21 protein-coding genes are annotated in these 22165 nt (G+C 62.5%); 15 read left to right on the plus strand and 6 right to left on the minus strand.

What is annotated here, in order from left to right; genetic code table 11:
• Positions 1-238: 238 nt before the first annotated feature.
• Positions 239-1936, minus strand: a complete 1698-nt coding sequence (gene ilvD, locus SSPSH_RS14670; RefSeq protein ID WP_006915374.1) for a dihydroxy-acid dehydratase — start codon at positions 1934-1936, stop codon at positions 239-241.
• 205 nt (positions 1937-2141) lie between these two features.
• The gene (locus tag SSPSH_RS14675) at positions 2142-2777 is read right to left on the minus strand and encodes a peroxiredoxin (protein ID WP_006915373.1); all 636 of its coding nucleotides are present in this window, start codon (positions 2775-2777) and stop codon (positions 2142-2144) included.
• 157 nt (positions 2778-2934) lie between these two features.
• Here SSPSH_RS14675 and cutA point away from each other — a divergent pair, with 157 nt between their 5' ends.
• From cutA to SSPSH_RS14735, 12 genes are all read left to right on the plus strand, one after another.
• Positions 2935-3276, plus strand: coding sequence for a divalent-cation tolerance protein CutA (cutA, locus tag SSPSH_RS14680; RefSeq protein WP_006915372.1), 342 nt, complete (start codon positions 2935-2937; stop codon positions 3274-3276).
• Positions 3273-5108 (plus strand): protein-disulfide reductase DsbD, encoded by a 1836-nt coding sequence (gene dsbD / locus SSPSH_RS14685; RefSeq protein ID WP_006915371.1) that lies wholly within the window; start codon positions 3273-3275, stop codon positions 5106-5108. Before cutA ends, dsbD begins: the two co-directional genes overlap by 4 nt.
• Complete coding sequence (locus SSPSH_RS14690; RefSeq protein WP_006915370.1) at positions 5105-5650, plus strand: TlpA family protein disulfide reductase; 546 nt, start codon at positions 5105-5107, stop codon at positions 5648-5650. The genes dsbD and SSPSH_RS14690 overlap by 4 nt, the downstream gene beginning before the upstream one ends.
• Before the next feature lie 172 nt (positions 5651-5822).
• The gene (gene aroQ / locus SSPSH_RS14695) at positions 5823-6278 is read left to right on the plus strand and encodes a type II 3-dehydroquinate dehydratase (RefSeq protein ID WP_006915369.1); all 456 of its coding nucleotides are present in this window, start codon (positions 5823-5825) and stop codon (positions 6276-6278) included.
• 6 nt (positions 6279-6284) lie between these two features.
• Positions 6285-6752, plus strand: coding sequence for an acetyl-CoA carboxylase biotin carboxyl carrier protein (gene accB / locus SSPSH_RS14700; protein WP_006915368.1), 468 nt, complete (start codon positions 6285-6287; stop codon positions 6750-6752).
• Positions 6753-6768: 16 nt separating this feature from the next.
• Complete coding sequence (gene accC / locus SSPSH_RS14705) at positions 6769-8124, plus strand: acetyl-CoA carboxylase biotin carboxylase subunit (RefSeq protein ID WP_006915367.1); 1356 nt, start codon at positions 6769-6771, stop codon at positions 8122-8124.
• Positions 8117-9016, plus strand: a complete 900-nt coding sequence (gene prmA / locus SSPSH_RS14710) for a 50S ribosomal protein L11 methyltransferase (protein ID WP_006915366.1) — start codon at positions 8117-8119, stop codon at positions 9014-9016. Before accC ends, prmA begins: the two co-directional genes overlap by 8 nt.
• A gap of 84 nt (positions 9017-9100) precedes the next feature.
• The gene (fis, locus tag SSPSH_RS14715; RefSeq protein ID WP_006915365.1) at positions 9101-9358 is read left to right on the plus strand and encodes a DNA-binding transcriptional regulator Fis; all 258 of its coding nucleotides are present in this window, start codon (positions 9101-9103) and stop codon (positions 9356-9358) included.
• A 90-nt stretch (positions 9359-9448) separates the two neighbouring features.
• Entirely contained in the window at positions 9449-11041 is a 1593-nt protein-coding gene (purH, locus tag SSPSH_RS14720) for a bifunctional phosphoribosylaminoimidazolecarboxamide formyltransferase/IMP cyclohydrolase (protein WP_006915364.1), read from the plus strand.
• 284 nt (positions 11042-11325) lie between these two features.
• Positions 11326-13971, plus strand: coding sequence for a galactose oxidase-like domain-containing protein (locus SSPSH_RS14725; RefSeq protein WP_006915363.1), 2646 nt, complete (start codon positions 11326-11328; stop codon positions 13969-13971).
• On the plus strand, positions 13968-14990 hold the full coding sequence (locus SSPSH_RS14730) for a hypothetical protein (RefSeq protein WP_006915362.1): 1023 nt from the start codon (positions 13968-13970) through the stop codon (positions 14988-14990). The genes SSPSH_RS14725 and SSPSH_RS14730 overlap by 4 nt, the downstream gene beginning before the upstream one ends.
• Positions 14991-14992: 2 nt before the next feature.
• A complete protein-coding gene (locus SSPSH_RS14735) occupies positions 14993-15520 on the plus strand; it encodes a superoxide dismutase family protein (protein ID WP_006915361.1) in 528 nt (175 codons plus the stop codon).
• A 57-nt stretch (positions 15521-15577) separates the two neighbouring features.
• On the opposite strand, the gene SSPSH_RS14740 is transcribed toward SSPSH_RS14735, so the two are convergent.
• From SSPSH_RS14740 to gatC, 4 genes are all read right to left on the minus strand, one after another.
• Complete coding sequence (locus SSPSH_RS14740) at positions 15578-15994, minus strand: secondary thiamine-phosphate synthase enzyme YjbQ (protein ID WP_006915360.1); 417 nt, start codon at positions 15992-15994, stop codon at positions 15578-15580.
• 100 nt (positions 15995-16094) lie between these two features.
• A complete protein-coding gene (gatB, locus tag SSPSH_RS14745; protein ID WP_006915359.1) occupies positions 16095-17546 on the minus strand; it encodes an Asp-tRNA(Asn)/Glu-tRNA(Gln) amidotransferase subunit GatB in 1452 nt (483 codons plus the stop codon).
• Positions 17546-19009: an Asp-tRNA(Asn)/Glu-tRNA(Gln) amidotransferase subunit GatA gene (gene gatA, locus SSPSH_RS14750; RefSeq protein WP_006915358.1), complete on the minus strand. Its 1464-nt coding sequence runs from the start codon at positions 19007-19009 to the stop codon at positions 17546-17548. The genes gatB and gatA overlap by 1 nt, the downstream gene beginning before the upstream one ends.
• Complete coding sequence (gatC, locus tag SSPSH_RS14755) at positions 19006-19293, minus strand: Asp-tRNA(Asn)/Glu-tRNA(Gln) amidotransferase subunit GatC (RefSeq protein ID WP_006915357.1); 288 nt, start codon at positions 19291-19293, stop codon at positions 19006-19008. The genes gatA and gatC overlap by 4 nt, the downstream gene beginning before the upstream one ends.
• 220 nt (positions 19294-19513) lie before the next feature.
• On the opposite strand from gatC, the gene SSPSH_RS14760 reads away from it, so the two are divergent.
• The 3 genes from SSPSH_RS14760 (at position 19514) to mreD (ending at position 22067) form a co-directional block, all read left to right on the plus strand.
• The gene (locus SSPSH_RS14760) at positions 19514-20554 is read left to right on the plus strand and encodes a rod shape-determining protein (RefSeq protein ID WP_006915356.1); all 1041 of its coding nucleotides are present in this window, start codon (positions 19514-19516) and stop codon (positions 20552-20554) included.
• A gap of 107 nt (positions 20555-20661) precedes the next feature.
• Positions 20662-21585, plus strand: coding sequence for a rod shape-determining protein MreC (gene mreC, locus SSPSH_RS14765; protein WP_006915355.1), 924 nt, complete (start codon positions 20662-20664; stop codon positions 21583-21585).
• Positions 21582-22067, plus strand: coding sequence for a rod shape-determining protein MreD (gene mreD, locus SSPSH_RS14770; RefSeq protein WP_006915354.1), 486 nt, complete (start codon positions 21582-21584; stop codon positions 22065-22067). The genes mreC and mreD overlap by 4 nt, the downstream gene beginning before the upstream one ends.
• Positions 22068-22165: the final 98 nt, after the last annotated feature.

The following is a 22165-nucleotide window of genomic DNA, read 5'->3' on the forward strand; positions in this document are numbered from 1 at the left end:
TACGGACGAAGCTAGGTATAGCGATTACACCTTTTTTCGTATAGCAATACTTGGCTACCTATTGTTCAAACACTTACAGCTTAGAGTTATCGAAAAGCGGAATACCGATTTTTCGATGAGGTTTTAACACGTACGACCGGCGTTCCCCGCTGTTCGCTTAAAGCATCTCAGAATCGATGAACATAAAAAAGCCCGCACGAAGCGGGCTTTCAATAGACGGCTACTCAACCAGTGCCAATCAATCGTCGCCCTGATCCGTAACCGCCCCTTTCGAAGCCGTCCCAACCAACCGAGCATACTTAGCCAACACACCCCGCGTGGCATTCGGCGGCTTCGGCTGCCAGGCGTTGCGGCGGTCCGCAAGTTCTTCGTCGCTGACGTGCAGATGCAACTTACGCTCGCGGGCGTCGATGGTGATGGTGTCGCCTTCTTGCACCAGCGCGATATTTCCGCCGACGGCGGCTTCCGGGGCGACGTGGCCGACGACCATGCCGTAGGTGCCGCCGGAGAAACGGCCGTCGGTGATCAGGCCGACTTCTTCGCCTAGGCCGCGGCCGACAATGGCGGAGGTCGGCGAGAGCATTTCGCGCATGCCGGGGCCGCCTTTCGGGCCTTCGTAGCGGATGACGACGACATCGCCGGAGACGATTTTCTCGTCGACGATGGCCTGCATGGCTTCTTCTTCGGAGTCGAACACGCGGGCGGGGCCGGTGATGGCCGGATTCTTGAGGCCGGTGATCTTGGCGACGCCGCCCTCTTCAGCCAGATTGCCCTTCAGGATGGCCAGATGGCCGGACTTATACAGGGCCTCTTCCATCGGTAGGATGACTTTCTGGCTCTTCGGCGGCTCATCCGGCACGTCGGCCAGGGTTTCGGCCAGCGTTTCGCCGGTGATGGTCAGGCAGTCGCCGTGCAGCAGGCCAGCGTTGAGCAGCATCTTGAGCACCTGCGGAATGCCACCGGCGGCGTGCAGCTGGGTGACCACGAAACGCCCGGAGGGCTTGAGGTCGCAGAACACCGGCACCTTGGCACGGATGCGCTCGAAGTCGTCGATGGTGAGGTTCACGTCCGCGGCCTGGGCGATGGCCAGCAGATGCAGCACGGCGTTGGTGGAGCCGCCCACGGCCATGATCAGTGTGATGGCATTTTCGAAGGCTTCGAACGTGAGCAGATCACGCGGCTTGATGTCCTTCTCGATGGCCTGGATCAGCACTTCCGCCGAGCGGGCCGCGCTTTCGGCTTTTTCTTCGTCTTCCGCGGCCATGGTCGACGAATACGGCAGGCTCATGCCCATCGCCTCGAATGCGCTGGACATGGTGTTGGCGGTGAACATGCCGCCACAGGAGCCGGCGCCGGGGCAGGCATTGCATTCGACGGTCTTGACGCGTTCGTCGTCGATCTTGCCGGCCACGCGCTGGCCGACGGCTTCGAACACGGAAACCACGGTGAGGTCTTCACCGAAGGCATGGCCGGGCTTGATGGTGCCGCCATAGACGAAGATGGCCGGCACGTTCATGCGCGCGATGCCGATCATGGCGCCCGGCATGTTCTTGTCGCAGCCGCCCAGCGCCATGACGCCGTCCATGGATTCACCCTGCACGGCCGTTTCGATGACGTCGGCAATGACTTCGCGCGAGACCAGCGAATACTTCATGCCCGGCGTGCCCATGGAGATGCCGTCAGACACGGTCACGGTGCCGAACATCTGGGACTTGGCGCCGCCGTCTTCGAGCGCAGCTTCGGCCCGCTTGGCCAGATCGTTCAGGCCCATGTTGCAGGGCGTGATGGTCGAGTAGCCGTTGGCGATGCCGACGATGGGCTTGTTGAAGTCCTCGTCGGTATAGCCCATGGCGCGCAGCATGGCGCGGTTGGGCGCACGCGAGGTGCCCTGGGTGACGACGTGACTGCGGCGCTGTTTCGGCGTGTCCTCGGCCATGATGTGTTCTCGTTGTGGGTCTGAAAGGTGTGCTTGTACTTGTGCAGACAGTGCGGGCGAGGCGCGCTCGGCCTGGTTTGCACCAGCGCGCGCAGCCGCATTGCCGGCTATCGAGCCGCGTAGTATGCCGCGATGCGTGCAGTACGCACAAAAAAAGGCGCGGCCTCGAAAGACCGCGCCTTTTGTTCGCTGACCTGTGCGCCGGTTACTTGTTCGGCTGCTTGGTCATGCGCAGGTACGGCTTGAGCTCGTTCCAGCCGGCCGGGAACAGCTTCTCGGCGTCCTCGTTCGAGAGCGCGGGCGAGACGATCACGTCGTCGCCGTCCTGCCAGTTCGCCGGCGTGGTGACCTTGTAGTTGTCAGTCAGCTGCAGCGAATCGATCACGCGCAGGATCTCGTCGAAGTTGCGGCCGGCGCTCTTCGGGTAGGTGAGCGTCATGCGGATCTTCTTGTTCGGGTCGATGATGAACACCGAACGAACCGTCGACGTGTCGCCCTCGTTGGGGTGGATCATGTCGTAGAGTTGGGCCACCTTGCGGTCGGCATCGCCGATGATCGGGAAGTTCACGGTGTTGCCCTGGGTCTCTTCGATGTCTTTCGACCAGGCTTTGTGGTCTTCGACCGAGTCCACGGATACGACAATCGCTTTCACGTTGCGCTTGGCAAAGCGTTCGCCGAGGCCGCCCACGGCGCCCAGCTCGGTGGTGCACACCGGCGTGAAGTCGGCGGGATGCGACATGAGCATGCCCCAGCCGTCGCCGAGCCATTCGTGGAAGTTGATCTCGCCTTCAGTCGTGTCGGCGGTGAAATCTGGTGCGGTATCGCCCAATCGCAAACTCATATCGCTTACTCCATTCATTGTTGTGGCGCGACTATAACAGTGCCATTTCGCGCCACTAAATAACTTTCACTTCGTTTTTTATTCTGGGGCCGGCTTTGCGCGGGACAAGGCCGGCGCGTTATCGCGCATTGCGCCGCAAGCTTCTAGAATGCGGCCCATGAACGATACCCGAAACTCTGCCGACGCCCGTATGGTCTATGTGACCTGCCCGGATATCGAAACCGCCCGCCTGATCGCCAGCGCGGTAGTCGAACATTTCGAGGCTGCCTGCGTGAATATTCTGCCCGGGCTCGAATCCGTTTATCGCTGGCAATCACGTATCGAAATCGATAACGAATTGCTGTTACTCATCAAGACGCGTGCCGATCGTGTGGCCAGCATTCAGGCCCGCGTAGCCGCTCTGCACCCAGACGATGTACCGGAGATGGTTGCGGTGCCGATCATCGAAGGTTCTAGCGCCTATCTCGATTGGCTCGACGAACAGACCCGGCCGCAGTGACCCCCAGAGCGCGTGTTGCCAATCCATACAGCTGGCCGTGGCTGGCGCTGGTTCTAATTGTTTGCGTTCTCGGCCTGGCGAGTACCCTCGCCCAGGCCGCCAACGACTTTCTGCCGGTTGACGAAGCGTTTGCGCCCAGCGCGGCGCGTACGGCCGACGGTGATATCGCGATTACATGGCAGATTGCCGATACCTATTACCTGTATCGCCACGCCTTCGATTTCGAGCTGACCGACGGCGATGTTTCGAATCTAGGCGATCCGCAAATCCCGGACGGGGAAAAACACACCGACGAATTCTTCGGCCCGGTCGAGACGTATCGCGACAGCGTGCGCGTGATCATGCCCGTCGAGGGCGACACGCCGCTGGCCGACGACGCGCGGCTAAGCGTGACTTATCAAGGCTGTGCGGATGCCGGCCTGTGCTACCCGCCACAGACGAAAACGCTGGATATTTCGCCGACGCGTTCCGGCGAAAACACCCCGGCTGAATCCGGCATCACCGATGATAGCGGTGGTTTCCTGACCCAGCAGGATGATCTGGCCGGGCGGCTGGCCAGTGCGGGCACGCTGCCCACGTTGGGGCTGTTCTTCGTCTTCGGGCTATTGTTGGCATTCACGCCGTGCATCCTGCCGATGATCCCGATTCTTTCCGGGCTGATCGTCGGCGCCCAGGCGTCCCCGGCACGTGCTTTCACACTTTCGCTGGCCTATGTATTGGCGATGGCTGCGGCCTATACCGTATTCGGCGTCATCGCTGGCTATTTCGGTGCCAACCTGCAGGCCGCACTGCAGATGCCGGCGGTGCTCATTCCGTTTGCCGTGGTGTTCGTAGTGCTGGCGCTGGCTGCCTTCGGCGTGTTCCAACTACAGATGCCCGCGCCGATTCGCCAGCGTGCCAGTGCGATCGGCGCGCGCCGTGGCGGCATCGTTGGCGCATCGCTCATGGGGTTTTTCTCGGCGCTGATCGCCGGGCCCTGCCTCGCACCGCCGCTTGTGGGCGCGCTGCTCTATATCTCCAGCAGCGGCGACATGGTGCTGGGGGGCGCCGCGTTGTTCATGCTCGGCCTGGGCATGGGCGTACCGCTGATCGCGATTGGCGTGTTCGGCGCACGACTCATGCCGCACGCCGGCGCCTGGATGAAGGAAGTCCAGATCCTGTCCGGCGTCATCCTTCTGGCCGTCGCGCTCTGGCTGCTGACGCGCATCCTGCCCGCGCCGGTCAGCTTGGCGGGCTGGGGCTTGTTGGCATTGGCGTACGCGAGCTACCTGTCCACACTCGAAACCGCCGCCCGCGCGGGCCGGGCGATCAAGCGCGGCGTGGTATTCCTTTTGTTCGTCTATGCCGGTGCGGCAACACTTGGCCTGCTTGCCGGCGCCAACAACGCCAGCGCGTTGCGCCCGCTCGCACCGCTGCTGGGCGGCGCCGTGAATGCCGGCGCCACGGCGCAAAGTACGACGACATCCCCGTTCACCCGGGTCGCGGATCTCGATCAACTCAAGGCCGCCCTGGCCAACGCACACGAGAACGGCCGTCCCGCGGTCGTCGATTTCTATGCCGACTGGTGTGTGGAATGCGTACAGATGGAACACGGCCTGTTCGCGGAACCGGACGTACGCGCGGCCTTGTCTGAGGTCGTCGCGCTGCAGGTCGATGTCACCGACTACGACAGTACAGACCGCGCGCTCATGCGCGATCTGGATGTGTTCGGCCCGCCCACGGTGCTGTTCTACCGACCCGACGGCACCGAAGCCGCCGATCAGCGCCTGATCGGCACGATCGATACCGCGGGCTTCATACAACGGCTGCAGCGGCTGGAGCGTTCACGATGAGTCGCCGGGTTGCCAATATCGTTGGTGTCGCCCTGCTCGTAGCCGCCGCCGTTATTGGCGGATTCGCCTACTGGATGAGCGCCGACGATACGCCGCATCGTCCCGATTTCACCCTGGCCGATCTCGAAGGCCAGCCGCATTCGATCGCCGACTACGACGGCCAGGTCGTAGTGCTCAACTTCTGGGCCAGCTGGTGCAAACCCTGCCGCGAAGAAGTGCCCATGCTCATCGACGCCCAACGCGAGTATGGCGAGCAAGGGTTCCAGATTCTCGGCATTGCGGTCGATACACCCGACGCGGCGCGCGAATTTGCAAACGCCTACGACATCAACTATCCCGTGTTGGCCGATGCAACCGAAGGCGCGCGTATTCAGGATCGCTATACCGCGCAAGACGCACCGGCCGGCGTGCTGCCATTCACAGCGATCGTCGATCGTGACGGGCGCGTGGTCGAACGCATTGCGGGCGCGCTGGATCATGCGCGATTGTCCGATATCGTGCAGCCATTGCTCGAAAAAAGGGCATCTGCGACGAAAGACTGAGCCGCGGCCCCGAACACCGGGTAACAGCCGCTGCCATGCGGCGTGGCTGGCCTGAACGTCGCCGAATTATCGACAATACGGTGGCGAACGGTCGCGAAAACACTTTCTTTTCGGTTGTAACACCGATTTCCTTGGGGCAGACTCCGACGATCGCCATACACGGACGGCCTGCGTGGCTCATTTTCTGCTGCTCAACGGACCCAACCTCAACCTGCTCGGCACCCGCGAGCCGGATGTCTACGGCCACGACACGCTGGCCGATATCGAGCACCGTCTAGAAGCACGCGCAGGCGAACAGGGCCACAGCCTGGCCTGTTTTCAGTCCAACAGCGAAGGCGAACTGATCGATCGCATCCACACCGCACGCGATGAAAACATCGCCTGTGTGCTGTTCAACCCCGGTGCATTCACGCATACGAGCATCGCTCTGCGCGATGCGCTGCTGGGCACGGGCCTGGCCTGTATCGAAATCCATCTATCCAACACCGCGCAACGCGAAGCGTTTCGTCATCATTCCTATATCGCCGACATCGCGATCGGCACCATCACCGGTTTTGGCGCGCACGGCTACATCCTGGCCCTGGATGCCGCAATGGCGCGCGCCGCCGAGACCACCGAGGAGAAATAGCACCCCATGGATATCCGCAAGCTGAAAAAGCTCATCGAGCTGGTCGAGGATTCCGGCATCGCCGAACTTGAAATCACCGAAGGTGAAGAGTCCGTGCGTATCGGCCGTTATCCGGCGCCCGGCAGTGTGCCGGCCGCCCCGGCCCAACCGGCAGCCCCTGCGGCGCCGGCGCCCGCCCCGGCTGCAGCAGCCGCCGGTAACGACGCCAGCGCGCAAGAAGAGGACGCCGACACGCCGGAAGGCCATATCGTGCGTTCGCCGATGGTCGGCACCTTCTATCGTGCGCCGGCACCGGATGCCAAGCCTTTCGTGGATGTCGGCGACAAGATCGGACCGAGCGACACGCTGTGCATCATCGAAGCCATGAAGATGCTCAATCAGATCGAGGCCGAAGTCTCGGGTGAGGTCAGCGCCGTGCTGGTTGAAAACGGCCAGCCGGTCGAGTTCGACCAGCCGCTGTTCGTCGTCAAATAACGGAGGAAATATGCCCATGCTAGGCAAAGTCCTCATCGCCAATCGCGGCGAGATCGCGCTGCGTATTCTGCGTGCCTGCCGCGAGCTCGATATTCCCGTGGTTGCGGCCTATTCGACCGCCGATCGCGAACAGAAACACGTACTGCTGGCCGAAGAAGCCGTGTGCATCGGACCGGCCGAAAGCGCTAAAAGCTATCTGAACATGGCGGCACTGATGAGTACGGCCGAGGTGGCCGGCGCCAGTGCCATTCATCCCGGCTATGGTTTTCTGTCCGAAAACGCCGATTTCGCCGAGAGCGTCGAACAGTCCGGCTTCACGTTTATCGGCCCGCGCGCGGAAACCATCCGTCTGATGGGCGACAAGACTTCGGCCATTCAGGAAATGAAAGCCGCGGGCGTGCCCTGCGTGCCCGGTTCCGGGGCGCCACTGACGGCCGATGATGCGGCCAATCGCAAGCTGGCCCAGAAGATTGGTTTTCCGGTCATTATCAAGGCCGCCGGTGGCGGCGGCGGGCGCGGCATGCACGTGGTCTACGAGGCCAAGGCGCTCGCCGGCGCCATCGATATGGCGCGCCGCGAAGCCGCCAGCTTTTTCGGCAACCCGGCCGTCTATATGGAAAAGTACCTCGAGCTGCCGCGGCATATCGAGGTGCAGGTGCTCGCCGACAATCATGGCAACGCGATCCATCTGGGCGAGCGCGACTGTTCGCCGCAGCGGCGTCATCAGAAAGTCGTCGAGGAAGCGCCGGCACCCGGCATCACCCCGGAAGAACGTGAACATATCGGCAAGCTGTGTACCGATGCCTGCAAGCGTATCGGCTATCGCGGCGCGGGCACGTTCGAGTTTCTCTACGAAAACGGCGAGTTTCATTTCATCGAAATGAACACGCGTATTCAGGTCGAGCATCCGGTGACGGAAATGATTACCGGCGTGGATCTCGTCGCCGAGCAGCTGCGTATCGCGGCCGGCCACGAGCTGCGCTACAAGCAGGAGGATATCGTGCTGCGCGGGCATGCGATCGAATGTCGCGTGAACGCCGAACACGCTGAAACGTTCGTGCCCTCACCCGGCAAGATCCAGGCGTATCATGCCCCGGGTGGCCCGGGTATTCGCATGGATTCGCATATCTATGCCGGCTACAGCATTCCGCCGTATTACGACTCGCTCATCGGCAAGCTCATCGCCCATGGCGATACGCGTGCAGCCGCCACGGCGCGCCTGAACATGGCGCTCTCGGAAATGGTGGTCGAGGGCATCAACACCAATATCGCCCTGCACAAGCGCATCATCCACGATCCGGCGCATATCGAAGGCGGCGTATCGATTCACTGGCTCGAGAAGAAGCTCAAGGAAGAAAGCAGTCGTGGCTGAAACACGCAGCCCGGTTGCGTGGTTGCAGATCACGGTCGAAACACCCAAAGCCTCGCTTGCCGAGGCGGTGTTCGAAAGTTTTGACGCCGAGGCCGTGACCGTACTCGACGCCGGCGATGACATCACCGTCGAAAATACGCCCAACGAACAGCCGGCCTTTCAGGACTCGCGCATCACCGGACTGTTCACCGACGGTACCCGGGCCGAGCCGATCGAAACGGCGCTGCGTGACGCCCTCGGCGACGAAGCCGTGATTCGTGTCGACCGACTGGAAAATGAGGACTGGGCCAGTGCCTGGCTGGCCCAGCACCCGCCGATTCGGTTCGGCGAACGGCTATGGATCGCCCCGCACAATGCGCCGGTCGAAGCCGACGACGATGCCATTATCGTGCGTCTGGATCCGGGGCTGGCCTTCGGTACCGGCACCCACCCGACCACAGCGCTATGTCTGGAATGGCTCGCCACGGCCGATCTCGCCGGCAAGGATGTGCTCGATTACGGCTGTGGCTCGGGCATTCTCGCCGTCGCGGCGGCCCGGCTGGGCGCGGCCTCGGTGACCGCTGTTGATATCGATGATCAGGCCGTACGCGCGACCCAGGAGAACGCCGAGCGCAACGGCGTACTCGACCGCATACACACGCCGCCACTCGATGACATCGGCGAGCGCGAGTTCGATATCGTGCTGGCCAACATCCTTGCCAAGCCGCTCATCGCCCTCGCGCCGACGCTGACCGCCCATGCCGCCCCCGGCGCGCCGCTGGTGCTTTCCGGATTGCTCACGCGTCAGATCGAGGACGTGAAAAACGCCTATACGCGCGCATTCGAGTTCGCCGAGCCGGTCGTCGAAGAAGACTGGGTGTGCCTGAATGGCCGACGCCACGGGGCTGGATAAACAATAGCCCAAAAGTCGTCTTTCTCTGCGCGCGAAATGCCGTTATAGTTTTGCGCCTTGTCCCTGCCAGTGCGCCCGTTTCGAATGCCGAAGACCGACTCCGACGCTGCCCAGCCGCTCAGTCATTATGTCGGCGCCAGTCTCGATCGTTATTTCGAATCACTCAACGGCTGCGCACCACCGCACGATCTGTATCAGATGGTGCTTGAGCAGGTCGAAAAGCCGTTGCTGGAACGCGTACTCGATTACAGCCAGGGCAACCAGTCGCGTGCCGCCGAAATGCTGGGCATCAATCGCGGCACCTTGCGCAAGAAACTGCGTAACTACGCGCTCGACCGTTAAGCCGCCGAACAAGGCCGTAAAGCTATCCACCCGCACTGCGGGTGTTTTTATTTCAAACGAACACAATCCGTTCTACGGACAAAGGCTATCGTGACCGCAACCGAACACGCCCCCATCCGCCGCGCCCTGATCAGCGTTTCCGACAAAACCGGCGTTGCCGCATTCGCCAAGACGCTGGCCGAAGAGCACGGCGTCGAGATTCTGTCTACTGGGGGCACCGCGCGCGTGTTGCGCGAAGCTGGCGTGACTGTGGTCGATGTGGCCGAGCATACCGGCGCGCCGGAAATCATGGACGGGCGCGTGAAAACGCTGCATCCCAAGATTCACGGCGGCATCCTCGGGCGCCGCGGCATGGATGATGCCGTGATGAGCGAACAGGGCATCGCGCCCATCGATCTCGTGGTGGTCAATCTCTACCCGTTCGAACAGACCGTGGCCGACCCGGATTGTCCGCGTGATCAGGCGATCGAAACCATCGATATCGGCGGCCCCGCCATGCTGCGCGCGGCAGCAAAGAATCATGCCTTCGTCACGCTCGTGGTCGACGCCGCGGATTACGACGCCGTGCTGGACGATCTGAACGCACAGGGCGGTACGAGCACCGCCACGCGTCGCCGCCTGGCTGCCAAGGGCTTCAACCACACCGCCGGCTACGACCGCGCCATCGCAGACTATCTGCGTGGTGACGACAGCACACCCGACAACGAAGCCGAGGACGCCCTGCCCGCACGTTTTGCGGCCACTTATACGAAGCGCCAGGATCTACGTTACGGTGAAAACCCGCATCAGCGCGCGGCACTGTATGCGGCCGCGACACCCGTGGCGGGCAGCCTTGTCGATGCGCATGTGTGCCAGGGCAAGGCGCTCTCCTACAACAATCTGGCAGACTCCGACGCCGCACTCGCCTGCGTACGCGCCTTCGATCAGGCGCCGGCCTGCGTGATCGTCAAACATGCCAACCCCTGTGGCGTCGCCGTCGGCCCCGATCTAAAAACCGCATACGAGCGCGCCTTCGCCACCGATCCCACCTCGGCCTTTGGCGGCATCATCGCTTTCAACGAAACGCTCGATGTCGACACCGCCGAGCAGATACTGGCAAACCAGTTCGCCGAAGTGATCCTTGCGCCGCGCATCGACGACGCCGCGCTGGCCGTGTTCGCCAAAAAGAAGAATCTGCGTGTGATCGCGACCGGCGATTTCAAGCAAAGCGCCGATCCACAGCTGGCGATGCGTCAGATCGCCGGCGGTTTGCTGGTTCAGGATGCCGATGCGCTTCTATTCGACCGCGACAAGCTCGATGTGGTCACGAAAGCGCAGCCCGACGGCACCCAGTTGCAGGATCTGCTGTTCGCCTGGCGCGTCGCCAAATACGTGAAGTCCAACGCGATCGTCTATGCTCGCGACGGACGGACGATCGGTGTCGGTGCCGGTCAGATGAGCCGCGTGGATTCGGCCCGTATCGCCGGCATCAAGGCCCGCGACGCGGGCCTCGACGTGGCAGGCTCTGTCATGGCGTCGGACGCGTTCTTTCCGTTTCGCGACGGCCTGGACGCGGCCGCCGAAGCCGGCGTTAAAGCGGTCATCCAGCCCGGCGGCTCGATCCGCGACGACGAAGTGATCGCTGCAGCCGATGAGGCCGGCATTGCCATGGTCTTCACCGGCATTCGCCACTTCCACCACTAGCCCGGAAACCGTCGCCCGGGCCAGGCAACAACGCAATTCGGCTGCGCGGAATCCTGCCGATCCCGCGCCAAAGACACGTCTGGTCGGATTTTCCCAAAATTTAGGCGGCCAGCGTAACCCGTTGGCGGCAAACGCTTGTGCCGCAAATAATCCCCCTCCGAGGCGAATTTTACGTTTGCGCCAATTAATTGGCGCGTGCTAACGGTTGCTCCCGACCAATCGATTAATAAAACAACTCGGGCACAACCTGAAAGCGCCCAGAAAGTTGTCGGAGGAGCCCCCTGATGCGCATGACCCTGTCTGCGGCGACGACCGCCGCCCTAACGCTTTGCCTGACGTCGAGCCCGGCGCTTGCCGCCCTCGACGACGGCGTATTGGGCGATCTGCTCAATGCCGGCAAGCCAGACACGTCCACCCAGGCAAACCCGGACGGGGCCGATCGGGCGGCCGCTGAGGACGAGGCCGCGCCATCGTCCGCCGCCTTACCCGGGAACGAGACAACCGCCAGTGCCCCGACCAACGTCCCGGCGCATATCGGCGGGCGCTTTAGCGAACCGTTTTCCGAACCCACGCTGGTGGTCGACGGCAAGGAAGTGCAGACCGAAGACCGCTGCATGCAGCGCGAAGACGGTACGCTGAGCTGCAAGCCTGCCGCCGGCACCGTCGCCAACCTCGGCGATGGCCGTTTCGTGTACCTGAACGCGCTCGAAGGCACAGAAAACGTCGAGCTATCGATCGTCGCCGAGTTCGGCGAAGTGACCGTCAACGATCAGTCGCGGGTGCTCACCCTAGACGCTGACGACACGCCCTCCTGGAAGAAGCCGACGCCGAACGACGGCGGCGCGAATCCGAACGGCAATGACAGCGAAACCATCGCGCGCGGCCTGCCCGGCGTGCCCAATGGCATCTTGTCGACGGCCGATAACACCGCCAAGAACGATGGCGCGCTCTTCTGTGCCGATGTCGTGTTCCTGGCCGACGGCAGCATGATGGCAGTCGGCGGGACCGACTACTACACCGAGCCCGGTGTCGATGGCCTGCCCGTGGGCGTGGTGGAACTCGAAGGGCTCAAGTCCTCGCGTATCTTCGACCCGCAGAGCAATACCTGGACGCAAAGCGGCGATATGACCTTCGGCCGCTGGTATCCGACGCTGGTCACGCTCGCCGACGGCGATGTCTTCGTGGCCAGCGGCGTGACCAAGTTGCTCAAGCCGGTGTATCCAGAAGAGCCGCTCAACTCCGGCCGCAACGTGGCCCAGACCGAGACCTACGATCTCGATACCGGTAGCTGGAGCGATAACGGTGAAGCGGCCCAGCGTTCCTTGCCGCTGTTCCCCCGCCTGCATCTGCTGCCCAACGGGCAGGTCTATTACAACGCGGGCGGTCAGGCGTTCAATCCGTTCGGTCAGGCCTACGATCAGGCGCTCTGGAATATCGTCGCCGCCTACGATCCGGACACCCAGCAATGGACCGATCTGGGCTATGCCGGCCTACCGTTGAAGTTCAACGAAATCGGGCTCAAGGAGCTGACCAGCACGGTCAACATCACCAATGCCAACCCCGAGCAGGCCACCAGCCTGATCGGCGACCTGGTCGGCACGACCGTCAGCAATCCGACCGCCGCCATCCAGCAGCTCACGGATACCCCGGTGGATGCCCGTGTGCTCGAGCGCACGATCGGCTCCGGCATGCGCGGTTCGACGTTCTCTGCAATGCTTCCTCTGCGCCCGGACGAGAACGGCGGCTACCACGAAGCCGAATTTCTCACCGCAGGCGGTGTACCGACCTATGTCACCGTCGGCAGCCCGGGCGGCTATCTGCCGGTGTCGTCCTCGCGTATTGATACGGTCGAGGTCAACGACGACGAAATGAGCTACTCGTCGCGGCTGACCGGCCCCCTCAGCCGACCGCGCTGGTATAGCTATTCGGTGGTCATGCCCGACGACAGTGTGATGATCTTCTCCGGCGGCGATCGCGATGGCGTGGTCCTGCCCGGTCTGGAAGGCGCGATCCGCGAGGCCGAACGCTTCGACCCGGAAACCGAAACCTGGCAGGTCATGGCCAGCGCCCACCGCAAACGCACGTACCACAACACCGCCGTGCTGATGCCGGACGGACGCGTGCTCATCGGCGGTCATTCGCCGATCAACACCGCCTACGCGTCGAATATCAATTTCGACAGTATCGGCCTTGCGAACTACGAAAGCCGCGACCCGTCCTTCGAGATCTATACACCGCCCTACGCCATGCGTGGCGATCGCCCTGTGATTGAAAATGCGCCGACTGAACTGGAAACCAACGGCGACACATTCACGATGACAGTCAGCAATCCGGCCGTGGATCAGGTCATGTTGATTCGCCGTACGGCGACCACGCATCTCGTCGACGGCGACCAGCGCGCCGTGGAGTTGCCGGTCGTGTCGCGTAGCGGCAACGTGCTCACCGTGCAGATGACCGCCAACCCGGCCGTGCTGCCTGCAGGCCAGTACATGCTGTTTGCCAGCTTCGAAACCGAAGACGGCATGCGTGTACCGTCGATTTCGACGCCCGTTGGCGTGGCGCCCAATCCGGCCGGCCAGGGTGAGATCAATCAGCCCGAACCCGCAGCGCAGGTAGTCGATTCACAGGACAATGACGGCCTGATCGGTGGCTTGCTGTCCGGCGACGGTCTGCTCGACAGCGACGCCGCTGGCGATGATGTATCGCCGCTCATGCCGATCACGGATCTGCTCTCCGGCGTGACCAGTGTCATTCCCGGGCCGCAGACGCTGATCGACGGTGCGCCGGAGGTCGGTACAGAGCTCAAGAATGCGGGCGAACGCGCCGTTGGTATCGGCGCGGATACCGCGACCGGGCTGCCGCAAGCCGGTAAGGGGCTGGCGCAGGATCTCAAGGACGGCGCACAGCCCGAGGCGACGGACGCAGAATGATGGCGGCGATATCCACACGCCGGCTCGCTTGCGCGGGCCGGTGTTTCGTCCTGTCGCTGCTGATGTGCATGTGCACACTGGCCAACGCGCACAGCGGCCATTCCGACAACGACGACGCGACGGTACGCGCCGTACTCGACCCACTTCCCGCTTCGCTTGAGGGCGTACGTGTACAACTGCGCCGTACGCTGGCGCCGCAACTGCTCATCAGCAACGAAACCCAGCAGCCGCTGACCGTGTTCGACGATGATGGACGCGCGTTTTTGCGGATCGGCTCAGGAGACGTCGAGGCCGACCTGGGCGCGGCCGCCTTTCATCGCAGCAATACCCTCATGGCGCCGGGCGCATTTGCCGCCGATGCATCGCAGGCGCCGAACTGGCAGATAGTCGAGCCGGCGCCGCACTGGGGCTGGTTCGATTTACGGCTGCGCAGCAATGATGTCGCCGTGCCCAACGATATCCAGCAACGCGGCAAACGGGCGCAAGTCGGCCAATGGCGCGTACCGGTACAACTGGGCGATGAACGCACAGCGATCACCGGCCGTTTCGAATTCGTGCCGGAACCCCAAGGCATACCGGAAGCGCGCGTAACCGCAACCGGTCCGCTGGCATCGAGCACGCTGGTGCGTGCCATGAACGGTAGCGCGCGTAGCGGTGTGTTCGTGTCTTACCGCGGCGAGCAAGCGCTGCTGGTCTATGGCGCCTACGACGAGCCCATGCTGCGGTTCGGCGACGGCGGTGTGGACGTCAACCGTCATAGCCAAACCTGGCAACAGATTGCGCCAGCCGGCGCGCCGGACTATATCGCCGGCGAAGGTGCCGACTGGGCCACAGTTTCAAACCAGCCCAACTATGGCTGGGTCGATCCGCGTATCGGCTTCATCGACGAGGTGGCCGCAACCGATGAAAGCGTTGTGCTCAAGCGATGGTCGATACCGATCCAACTGGGCGAACAACGCGCTACTATTGACGGAATTACCGAATGGAAACCGGTTACACCGCTCGCCAAGGCTGAATAAATATGGAAAAGACCGGCTACGCTGCGCTGGTAGCGCTTTTACTTTGCACCAGCGCTGCCGCCAACGAGACTCAAGCGACCCTGCATCGCCTGAGCGTCGACGGCGAAGCCGAGGCGGTCGGAACCGTATTGTTTTCGGATACGGAGCACGGCCTGCTGATCACGCCGGACCTGCACGGCTTGGAGCCGGCTGGCGCACACGGCACGCATATTCATACGAAACCCGCCTGCGGCGCCCGCTCCAAACACGGCCGCATGATGGTCGGCGCCGCCGCCGGCGCTCACTACGACCCGGCGGATACAGGCCAGCACGCCGGTCCGTATGGCGAAGGCCACCTCGGCGATCTCCCCAACCTGATTGCCGAAGCCAACGGCGAAGCCACGATTCCCGTGCTCGCGCCGCGACTGACCGTAGCCGATATCAACGGACGCTCGATCATGATTCACTCGGCGCCGGATCATTACAACGATTATGGCGACCCGCACCATGGCAAGGGTGGCGTACGAATGTATTGCGGCGTGATCGACTAGCCGCGTGATCGATCACCGCGCTCTGTGCGTTCTTATCGACAGAGCCGGAGGCCCGTTTCAGCCAGCGGCCGGCAACAATGTTACGACGACTTCACGCCGGTGCGGCGCGCTGCGGTGTTCGTAGAGATAAATGCCCTGCCAGGTACCGAGATTGAGTGCGCCGTCGGTGATGGGCACCGTCAGATCCATACCGGTCAGAATACTGCGGATATGGCCGGGCATATCGTCCGGGCCTTCCATGTCATGTTCGAACATCGGATCGCCATCGACGACCGCCTTGGCCATCCAGCGTTCGACGTCTTCGCGCACATCCGGATCAGCGTTTTCGCAGATCATCAGCGAGGCCGAGGTGTGGCGAATAAACACATGACAGACGCCCGTCGCGACCCCCGCCTCGCGCACCACGGCGTTGACGTCCTCGGTGATATCGCGCGTCGAGCGGCCTGGGGTTTCGAATGAAAGCGTGCTTTGCATAGCTCAAACCATTGCGACGGCCGACGCGATTACAAGCCCGTGAAAGCGTCGCGAAAATATTGTCGGCCGGGGCACGCCGCCCCGAGCCTAGCGCGCTGAACTATTCGGCGAGCTTCGCCGCCAGCATCTGGTTGACCTCTTTCGGGTTGGCCTTGCCCTTCGAAGCCTTCATCACCTGGCCAACGAGAAAGCCAATGACCTTGGTCTTGCCTTCACGGTACTGCTGCACCTGATCCGGGTTGTCGGCGATCACCTGGTCTACAAAGCCTTCGATCGCGCCGGTATCGGTAATCTGCTTGAGGCCTTTCGCTTCGATGATCGCGTCGGCTGAGTCGCCCTCACCCTTGAACAAGGCCTCGAACACGTCCTTACCGATCTTGCCGGAGATGGTGTTGTCGGCCACGCGTGCAATCAGGCCGCCCAGCTGCTCGGCACTGACCGGCGAGTCCACGATCGCCAGTCCTTCACGATTCAACGCGCCGGACAAATCGCCCATGATCCAGTTCGCTGCCGGCTTGCCGTGCTGAGCAGTCTCGCCACCCACGGCGGCGACCGTGGCTTCGAAATAGTTGGCCAGTGCGCGCGAGCTCGTCAGCGCCGCGGCGTCTTCGCGGCTGAGGCCGTATTCGGCTGCGAAACGCTCACGCTTGGCATCCGGCAGTTCAGGCAGGTCTGCACGCGCGGCTTCGACGAATGCCGCGTCGATGATGACCGGCAGCAGGTCCGGATCCGGGAAGTAGCGATAGTCGTGCGCTTCTTCCTTGCTACGCATGGAGCGGGTTTCGTCAGCGTCCGGGTCGTACAGGCGGGTTTCCTGCACGATCTTGCCGCCGGATTCGAGCACATCGATCTGGCGCTCGACCTCGAACTCGATCGCTTTCTCGAGAAAACGGAAGGAATTGACGTTCTTGGTCTCGGTACGGGTGCCGAACTCGCTCGAGCCGACCGGGCGTACCGACACATTGGCATCCACGCGGAAAGAGCCTTCCTGCATGTTGCCATCGCAAATACCCAGATACTGCACCAGCGCATGCAGCTTGCGGGCATAGGCCACGGCTTCTGCCGCGCTGCGCATATCCGGCTCGGAAACACATTCGACCAGCGGCGTGCCGGCACGATTGAGATCGATCCCGGTATCGCGATCGAACGCTTCGTGCAGCGACTTGCCGGCATCTTCCTCGAGATGTGCACGGGTGATGCCGACACGTTTTTCCGTGCCGTCAGGCAACACGATATCCAGATGGCCGTTGGCGACGATCGGCAGCTCGAACTGGCTGATCTGGTAACCCTTGGGCAGATCGGGATAGAAATAATGCTTGCGCGCAAATACGGACTTCGGCGCGATATCGGCATCGATAGCGAGCCCGAACAGCGTGGCCATACGAATGACCTGGCCATTAATCACCGGCAGCACGCCGGGCAGCGCGATATCCACCGCGCTGGCCTGCGTGTTCGGCTCGGCGCCGTACGCGGTGGGCGCGGTCGAGAAGATCTTGCTTCGAGTCGCGAGCTGGATATGCACTTCCAGCCCGATTACGGTTTCCCAGGCCATTATTCGAACCCTGCCGGACGCTTGGTGTGCCAATCGGTGGACTGCTGATAGGCATGCGCGGCGCCCAGCAGTCGGCTTTCCTCGAACCACGGTGCGAGCAGCTGAAGCCCCACCGGCAGCCCGTCGACGAAACCGGCCGGTACCGACATGCCCGGCAAGCCGGCCAGGCTCGCCGGCAGCGTGTACACATCGTTGAGGTACATCGACACCGGATCGTCGAGCTTTTCACCGAGCTTGAAGGCCGGGGCCTGGGTTACCGGTGCGGCGATGAGGTCCACGTTTTCAAACGCGTCGCTGAAATCGCGCGCGATCAGACGCCGTGTTTTCTGGGCTTTCAGATAGTAAGCGTCGTAATAACCGGCCGACAGCACATAGGCGCCCACCATGATGCGCCGCTGCACCTCGCGCCCGAAGCCTTCGCCACGCGAGCGGGTATACAGATCTTCGAGATCCACCGGGTTCTCGCAGCGATAACCGTAGCGCACGCCATCGAAACGGGCCAGATTCGAAGAGGCCTCGGCCGGCGCAAGCACGTAATAGGTCGAGACCGCCAAATCAGTATGCGGCAACGTGATTTCCACGATCTCAGCGCCGCGGGCCTCGAACTCGGCGATCGCCGCCTCGATAACCTTACGGCTGGCGTCGTCCAGACCTTCGGCGAAATATTCCTTCGGCAGCCCGACCTTCAGCCCCTCGAGAAAATCATCGCCCTGGCTATCGAGCACGGCGCTGTAATCGGGAACCTCGCGTTCGACGCTGGTCGAATCGCGCGCATCGAAGCCGGACATCGCCTGCAGCACCGCGGCACAATCCTCGGCCGAGCGGGCAAAACAGCCGCCCTGATCGAGGCTCGACGCAAACGCGATCATGCCGTAGCGCGACACGCGCCCGTAGGTCGGCTTGATCCCGGTGACACCGCAGAGCGCGGCGGGCTGGCGGATCGAGCCGCCCGTATCGCTGCCGGTCGCGGCGGGGACAAGGCCTGCCGCGACGGCCGCGGCCGAGCCACCGGATGAACCGCCCGGAACATAATCGGTATTCCAGGGGTTGCGAACCGAGCCGTAGAAGCTCGTTTCGTTGGACGAGCCCATGGCGAACTCATCCATATTCGTCTTGCCGAGCGTCACCGTGCCCGCGCCAGCCAGGCGCTCGACCACGGTCGCGTCGTAGGGTGCGACGAAGTTGTCGAGCATGCGCGAGCCGCAGCTCGTACGCACGCCACGGGTACAAAAAATGTCCTTGTGCGCGATCGGCAAGCCGGCCAGGGCCGCGCCAGCGTTGTCGCCAGCATCGATGGCCGCGGCGCGCTCGCGTGCGGATTCTTCGTTGCGGCTGATCAGCGTATTCAAACGTTCGTCATGGGCAGCGATACGCTTGAGAAAGTGCTCGGTCAGCTCGACCGCACTGATCTTTTTCGCGGCTAGATCGCTCGCCAATTCACGGATACTGCGGGTGTGGCTCATTCGATCACCTTCGGCACGAGATAAACGCCTTCGGCAACCGCGGGCGCAATCGCCTGAAATTCGTCGCGCGAACTCACCTCGATGGCGTCGTCGGCGCGCAGACGCGCGGCCAGATCAAGCGGATGGGCCATCGGCTCGACATCCGTGGTATCGGCTTTTTCCAGGCTCACCACAACATCGAGAATATTCGACAACTCGCCGGCATAGTCGGCGATCTGGTCGTCATCAAGGCCCAGACGGGCAAGGCGGGCCACATTGCGGACCTGATCTTCGCTCAGACTCACAGCAATTCTTCCAATGGGTACGGGGCGTGAAAAACACAGCGCACACGCGCTTCGCGGGGCTAAAACTAGCATAAGTCCACCCCATCCCGCCGTCAGCGTTGCCGTCACGCAAGCCCGTTGCTAGCATTGCGATCTTCAGTGCGTCGCGACGCGACTTCGCGGTGCCCGCCGCGCGTGTTGATCACGCGCTTTTTTGTACTTGCCCTCGGGTGTGCTCTACATGTTCGACAATTTTCGCGGCCTGTTCCTCAACGATCTTTCGATTGATCTGGGTACAGCCAACACGCTGATTTATGCGCGCGACCAGGGCATCGTGCTCAACGAGCCATCGGTGGTGGCCGTACGTATGGACGCCCGCGGTGGCAAACGTATCGAAGCGGTCGGCCACGACGCCAAGCGCATGCTCGGGCGCACGCCAAACCACATCACCACGATCCGTCCGCTCAAGGACGGCGTGATTGCCGATTTCACCGTCACGGAGAAGATGCTCCAGCACTTCATCCGCAAGGTGCACAAGAAACGCATGCTGCGCCCGATGACGCGCGTACTGGTCTGTGTGCCCTACGGCTCGACCCAGGTTGAACGCCGTGCGATTCGCGAGTCGGCTTCCAATGCCGGCGCGCGCCGCGTGTATCTGGTGGAAGAGCCGGTCGCTGCGGCCATCGGCGCGGGCATCCCGATTGGCGAAGCGCGCGGGTCGATGGTGCTGGATATCGGCGGCGGCACCTCGGAAGTCGCGGTGATTTCACTTAACGGCATCGTCTATGCCGAGTCGGTTCGCACCGGTGGCGACAAGTTCGACGAGGCGATCGTCAACTACGTACGTCGCCAGTACAACATGCTCATCGGCGAATCCACCGCCGAATCGATCAAGCAGCAGATCGGCACCGCTTTCCCCGGCCACGAGGTCAAGGAAATCGAAGTGGTGGGCCGTCATCTGTCAGCGGGTGTGCCGCGCGCGTTCACGCTCAACTCCAACGAAGTGCTGGATGCGCTGCAGGAACCGCTGTCGAACATCACCAGCGCGGTGAAGCTGGCGCTGGAGTCCACCCCGCCGGAACTGGGTTCGGATGTGGCCGAGCGCGGAATCGTGCTTACCGGTGGCGGCGCGCTGTTGGCCGATCTGGACAAACTTATTTCCGAAGAAACCGGCCTGCCGGTGATCGTTGCCGACGATCCCTTGACCTGCGTGGCCCGTGGTGGCGGCATTCTCCTGGAAATGATCGACCGCAAGACCGGGCAGCTGCTCGCGCTGGAATAAGACAGCGGTCTGTCGCCTTCGCGACTGCATGACAGTTGCGAAGGCCCGTGCGCCAGCCTAATCTGGCGTGATCATTACGGTTTATTCCACGGTTTCAGGGGCGTTGAGTGCGCGGACTCGCCGAGGACGACAAATCATCGTTGCTGGGTCGCCGCATTACGCCGGGCCTTCGAATCGTCGCGATCGTGGTCATCTCGGTTATCCTGATGATGGTCGATCACGCGAGCACGTCGCTCACGCCGATTCGAAGCACGCTCGCGGTCGCTACCCAGCCTATTCAGATGATCGCCGAAATCCCCGGCGAAGTCGCGCATTACATGGGGCGCTACTTCGATCGCGGCCAGCTCATTTCCGATAACGAAGCGCTGGAACAGAAAGTGCTGCTTCTGCAGGCGCGCCTGCAGCGTCTGGCCTCGCTACAGGCGGAAAACGAGCGCATCCGCGCCCTTCTCGCTTCGGCCAGTTCGCTGGACCAGAACGTGCTCATCGCGCGCATCCTTTCGGTCAGCCCCGACCCGTACCGCCACTACATCAAGCTCAACAAGGGCTCGACCGATGGCGTATTTGTCGGCCAGGCACTGGTCGATGCCAACGGCATCATGGGTCAGGTGACCGACGTCACGCCCATGGGTTCACGTGCGATTTTGATCACCGATGCCAATCACGGTATTCCGGTGGAGATCAACCGTACCGGTTTGCAGACGATCGCCCAGGGCAGCGGCAAGACCAACGAGCTGCGGCTGCCGTTTCTCGCCAACAACTCCGATATCCAGATCGGCGATCTGCTGGTGACATCGGGCTTGGGCGGGCGTTATCCATCCGGCTATCCGGTCGCCGAGGTCACGAGCGTGGTTCACCAGCCGGGCGACGAGTTTCTCGACGTGGTAGCAAGCCCGACCGCGCATCTCAATCGCGGTCGTGAAGTACTGCTGGTCTGGACCGACAACACGATCGAGCCGGTCGCCGAGGCGCAAGCCGAGGGCGCAGCCGAAGTCGAGGGCGATGCACGCGGCGATACGCCGGCTCCATGATTATCGAGCGCCGCGTCAGCGGCCTGCTGATCCTCGCCACGCTGGGCGGCGCGCTGTTTCTGGCATTGCTGCCATTGCCGGACGCACTGTCGGCCATACGCCCCGCTATCTATCCGGCCACGGTGCTTTTCTGGGTACTGATGCAACCGGCAAGCTTTGGGCTTCTGGCCGCCTGGGCATGCGGTATCCTGATCGATGTCATCTACGGTACGCCGCTGGGCGAGCACGGCCTGGCGCTGGCGATCGCGGGTTATGCGGTCATTCGCATGCGCGAACTCCTGTGGACGCTGCCGATCTGGCAACAAGGCATCCTGCTGCTGCCGGTATTCATATTGTATGAATTCGCGCTGTTCTGGATCGACGGTGTGGCCGGGGCCGAGGTCAACCAGTGGTGGCGCTGGCTGCCGGTGGCGACAACGACTGTCGTATGGCCGTTCTGGGCCTCGTTTCTGGAACGCATCGCCGAATTAGAGGTCGGATAGCCCAGGGAATTCAAGATATTCGCGATAACCGCCGAGCGCACTGGATGATGCGCCGCATGGCGGGCTCCAGTGGCGGCACGCGCGTGTTTTAGCCACAC

Source organism: Salinisphaera shabanensis E1L3A, assembly GCF_000215955.2.
Taxonomy (GTDB): domain Bacteria; phylum Pseudomonadota; class Gammaproteobacteria; order Nevskiales; family Salinisphaeraceae; genus Salinisphaera; species Salinisphaera shabanensis.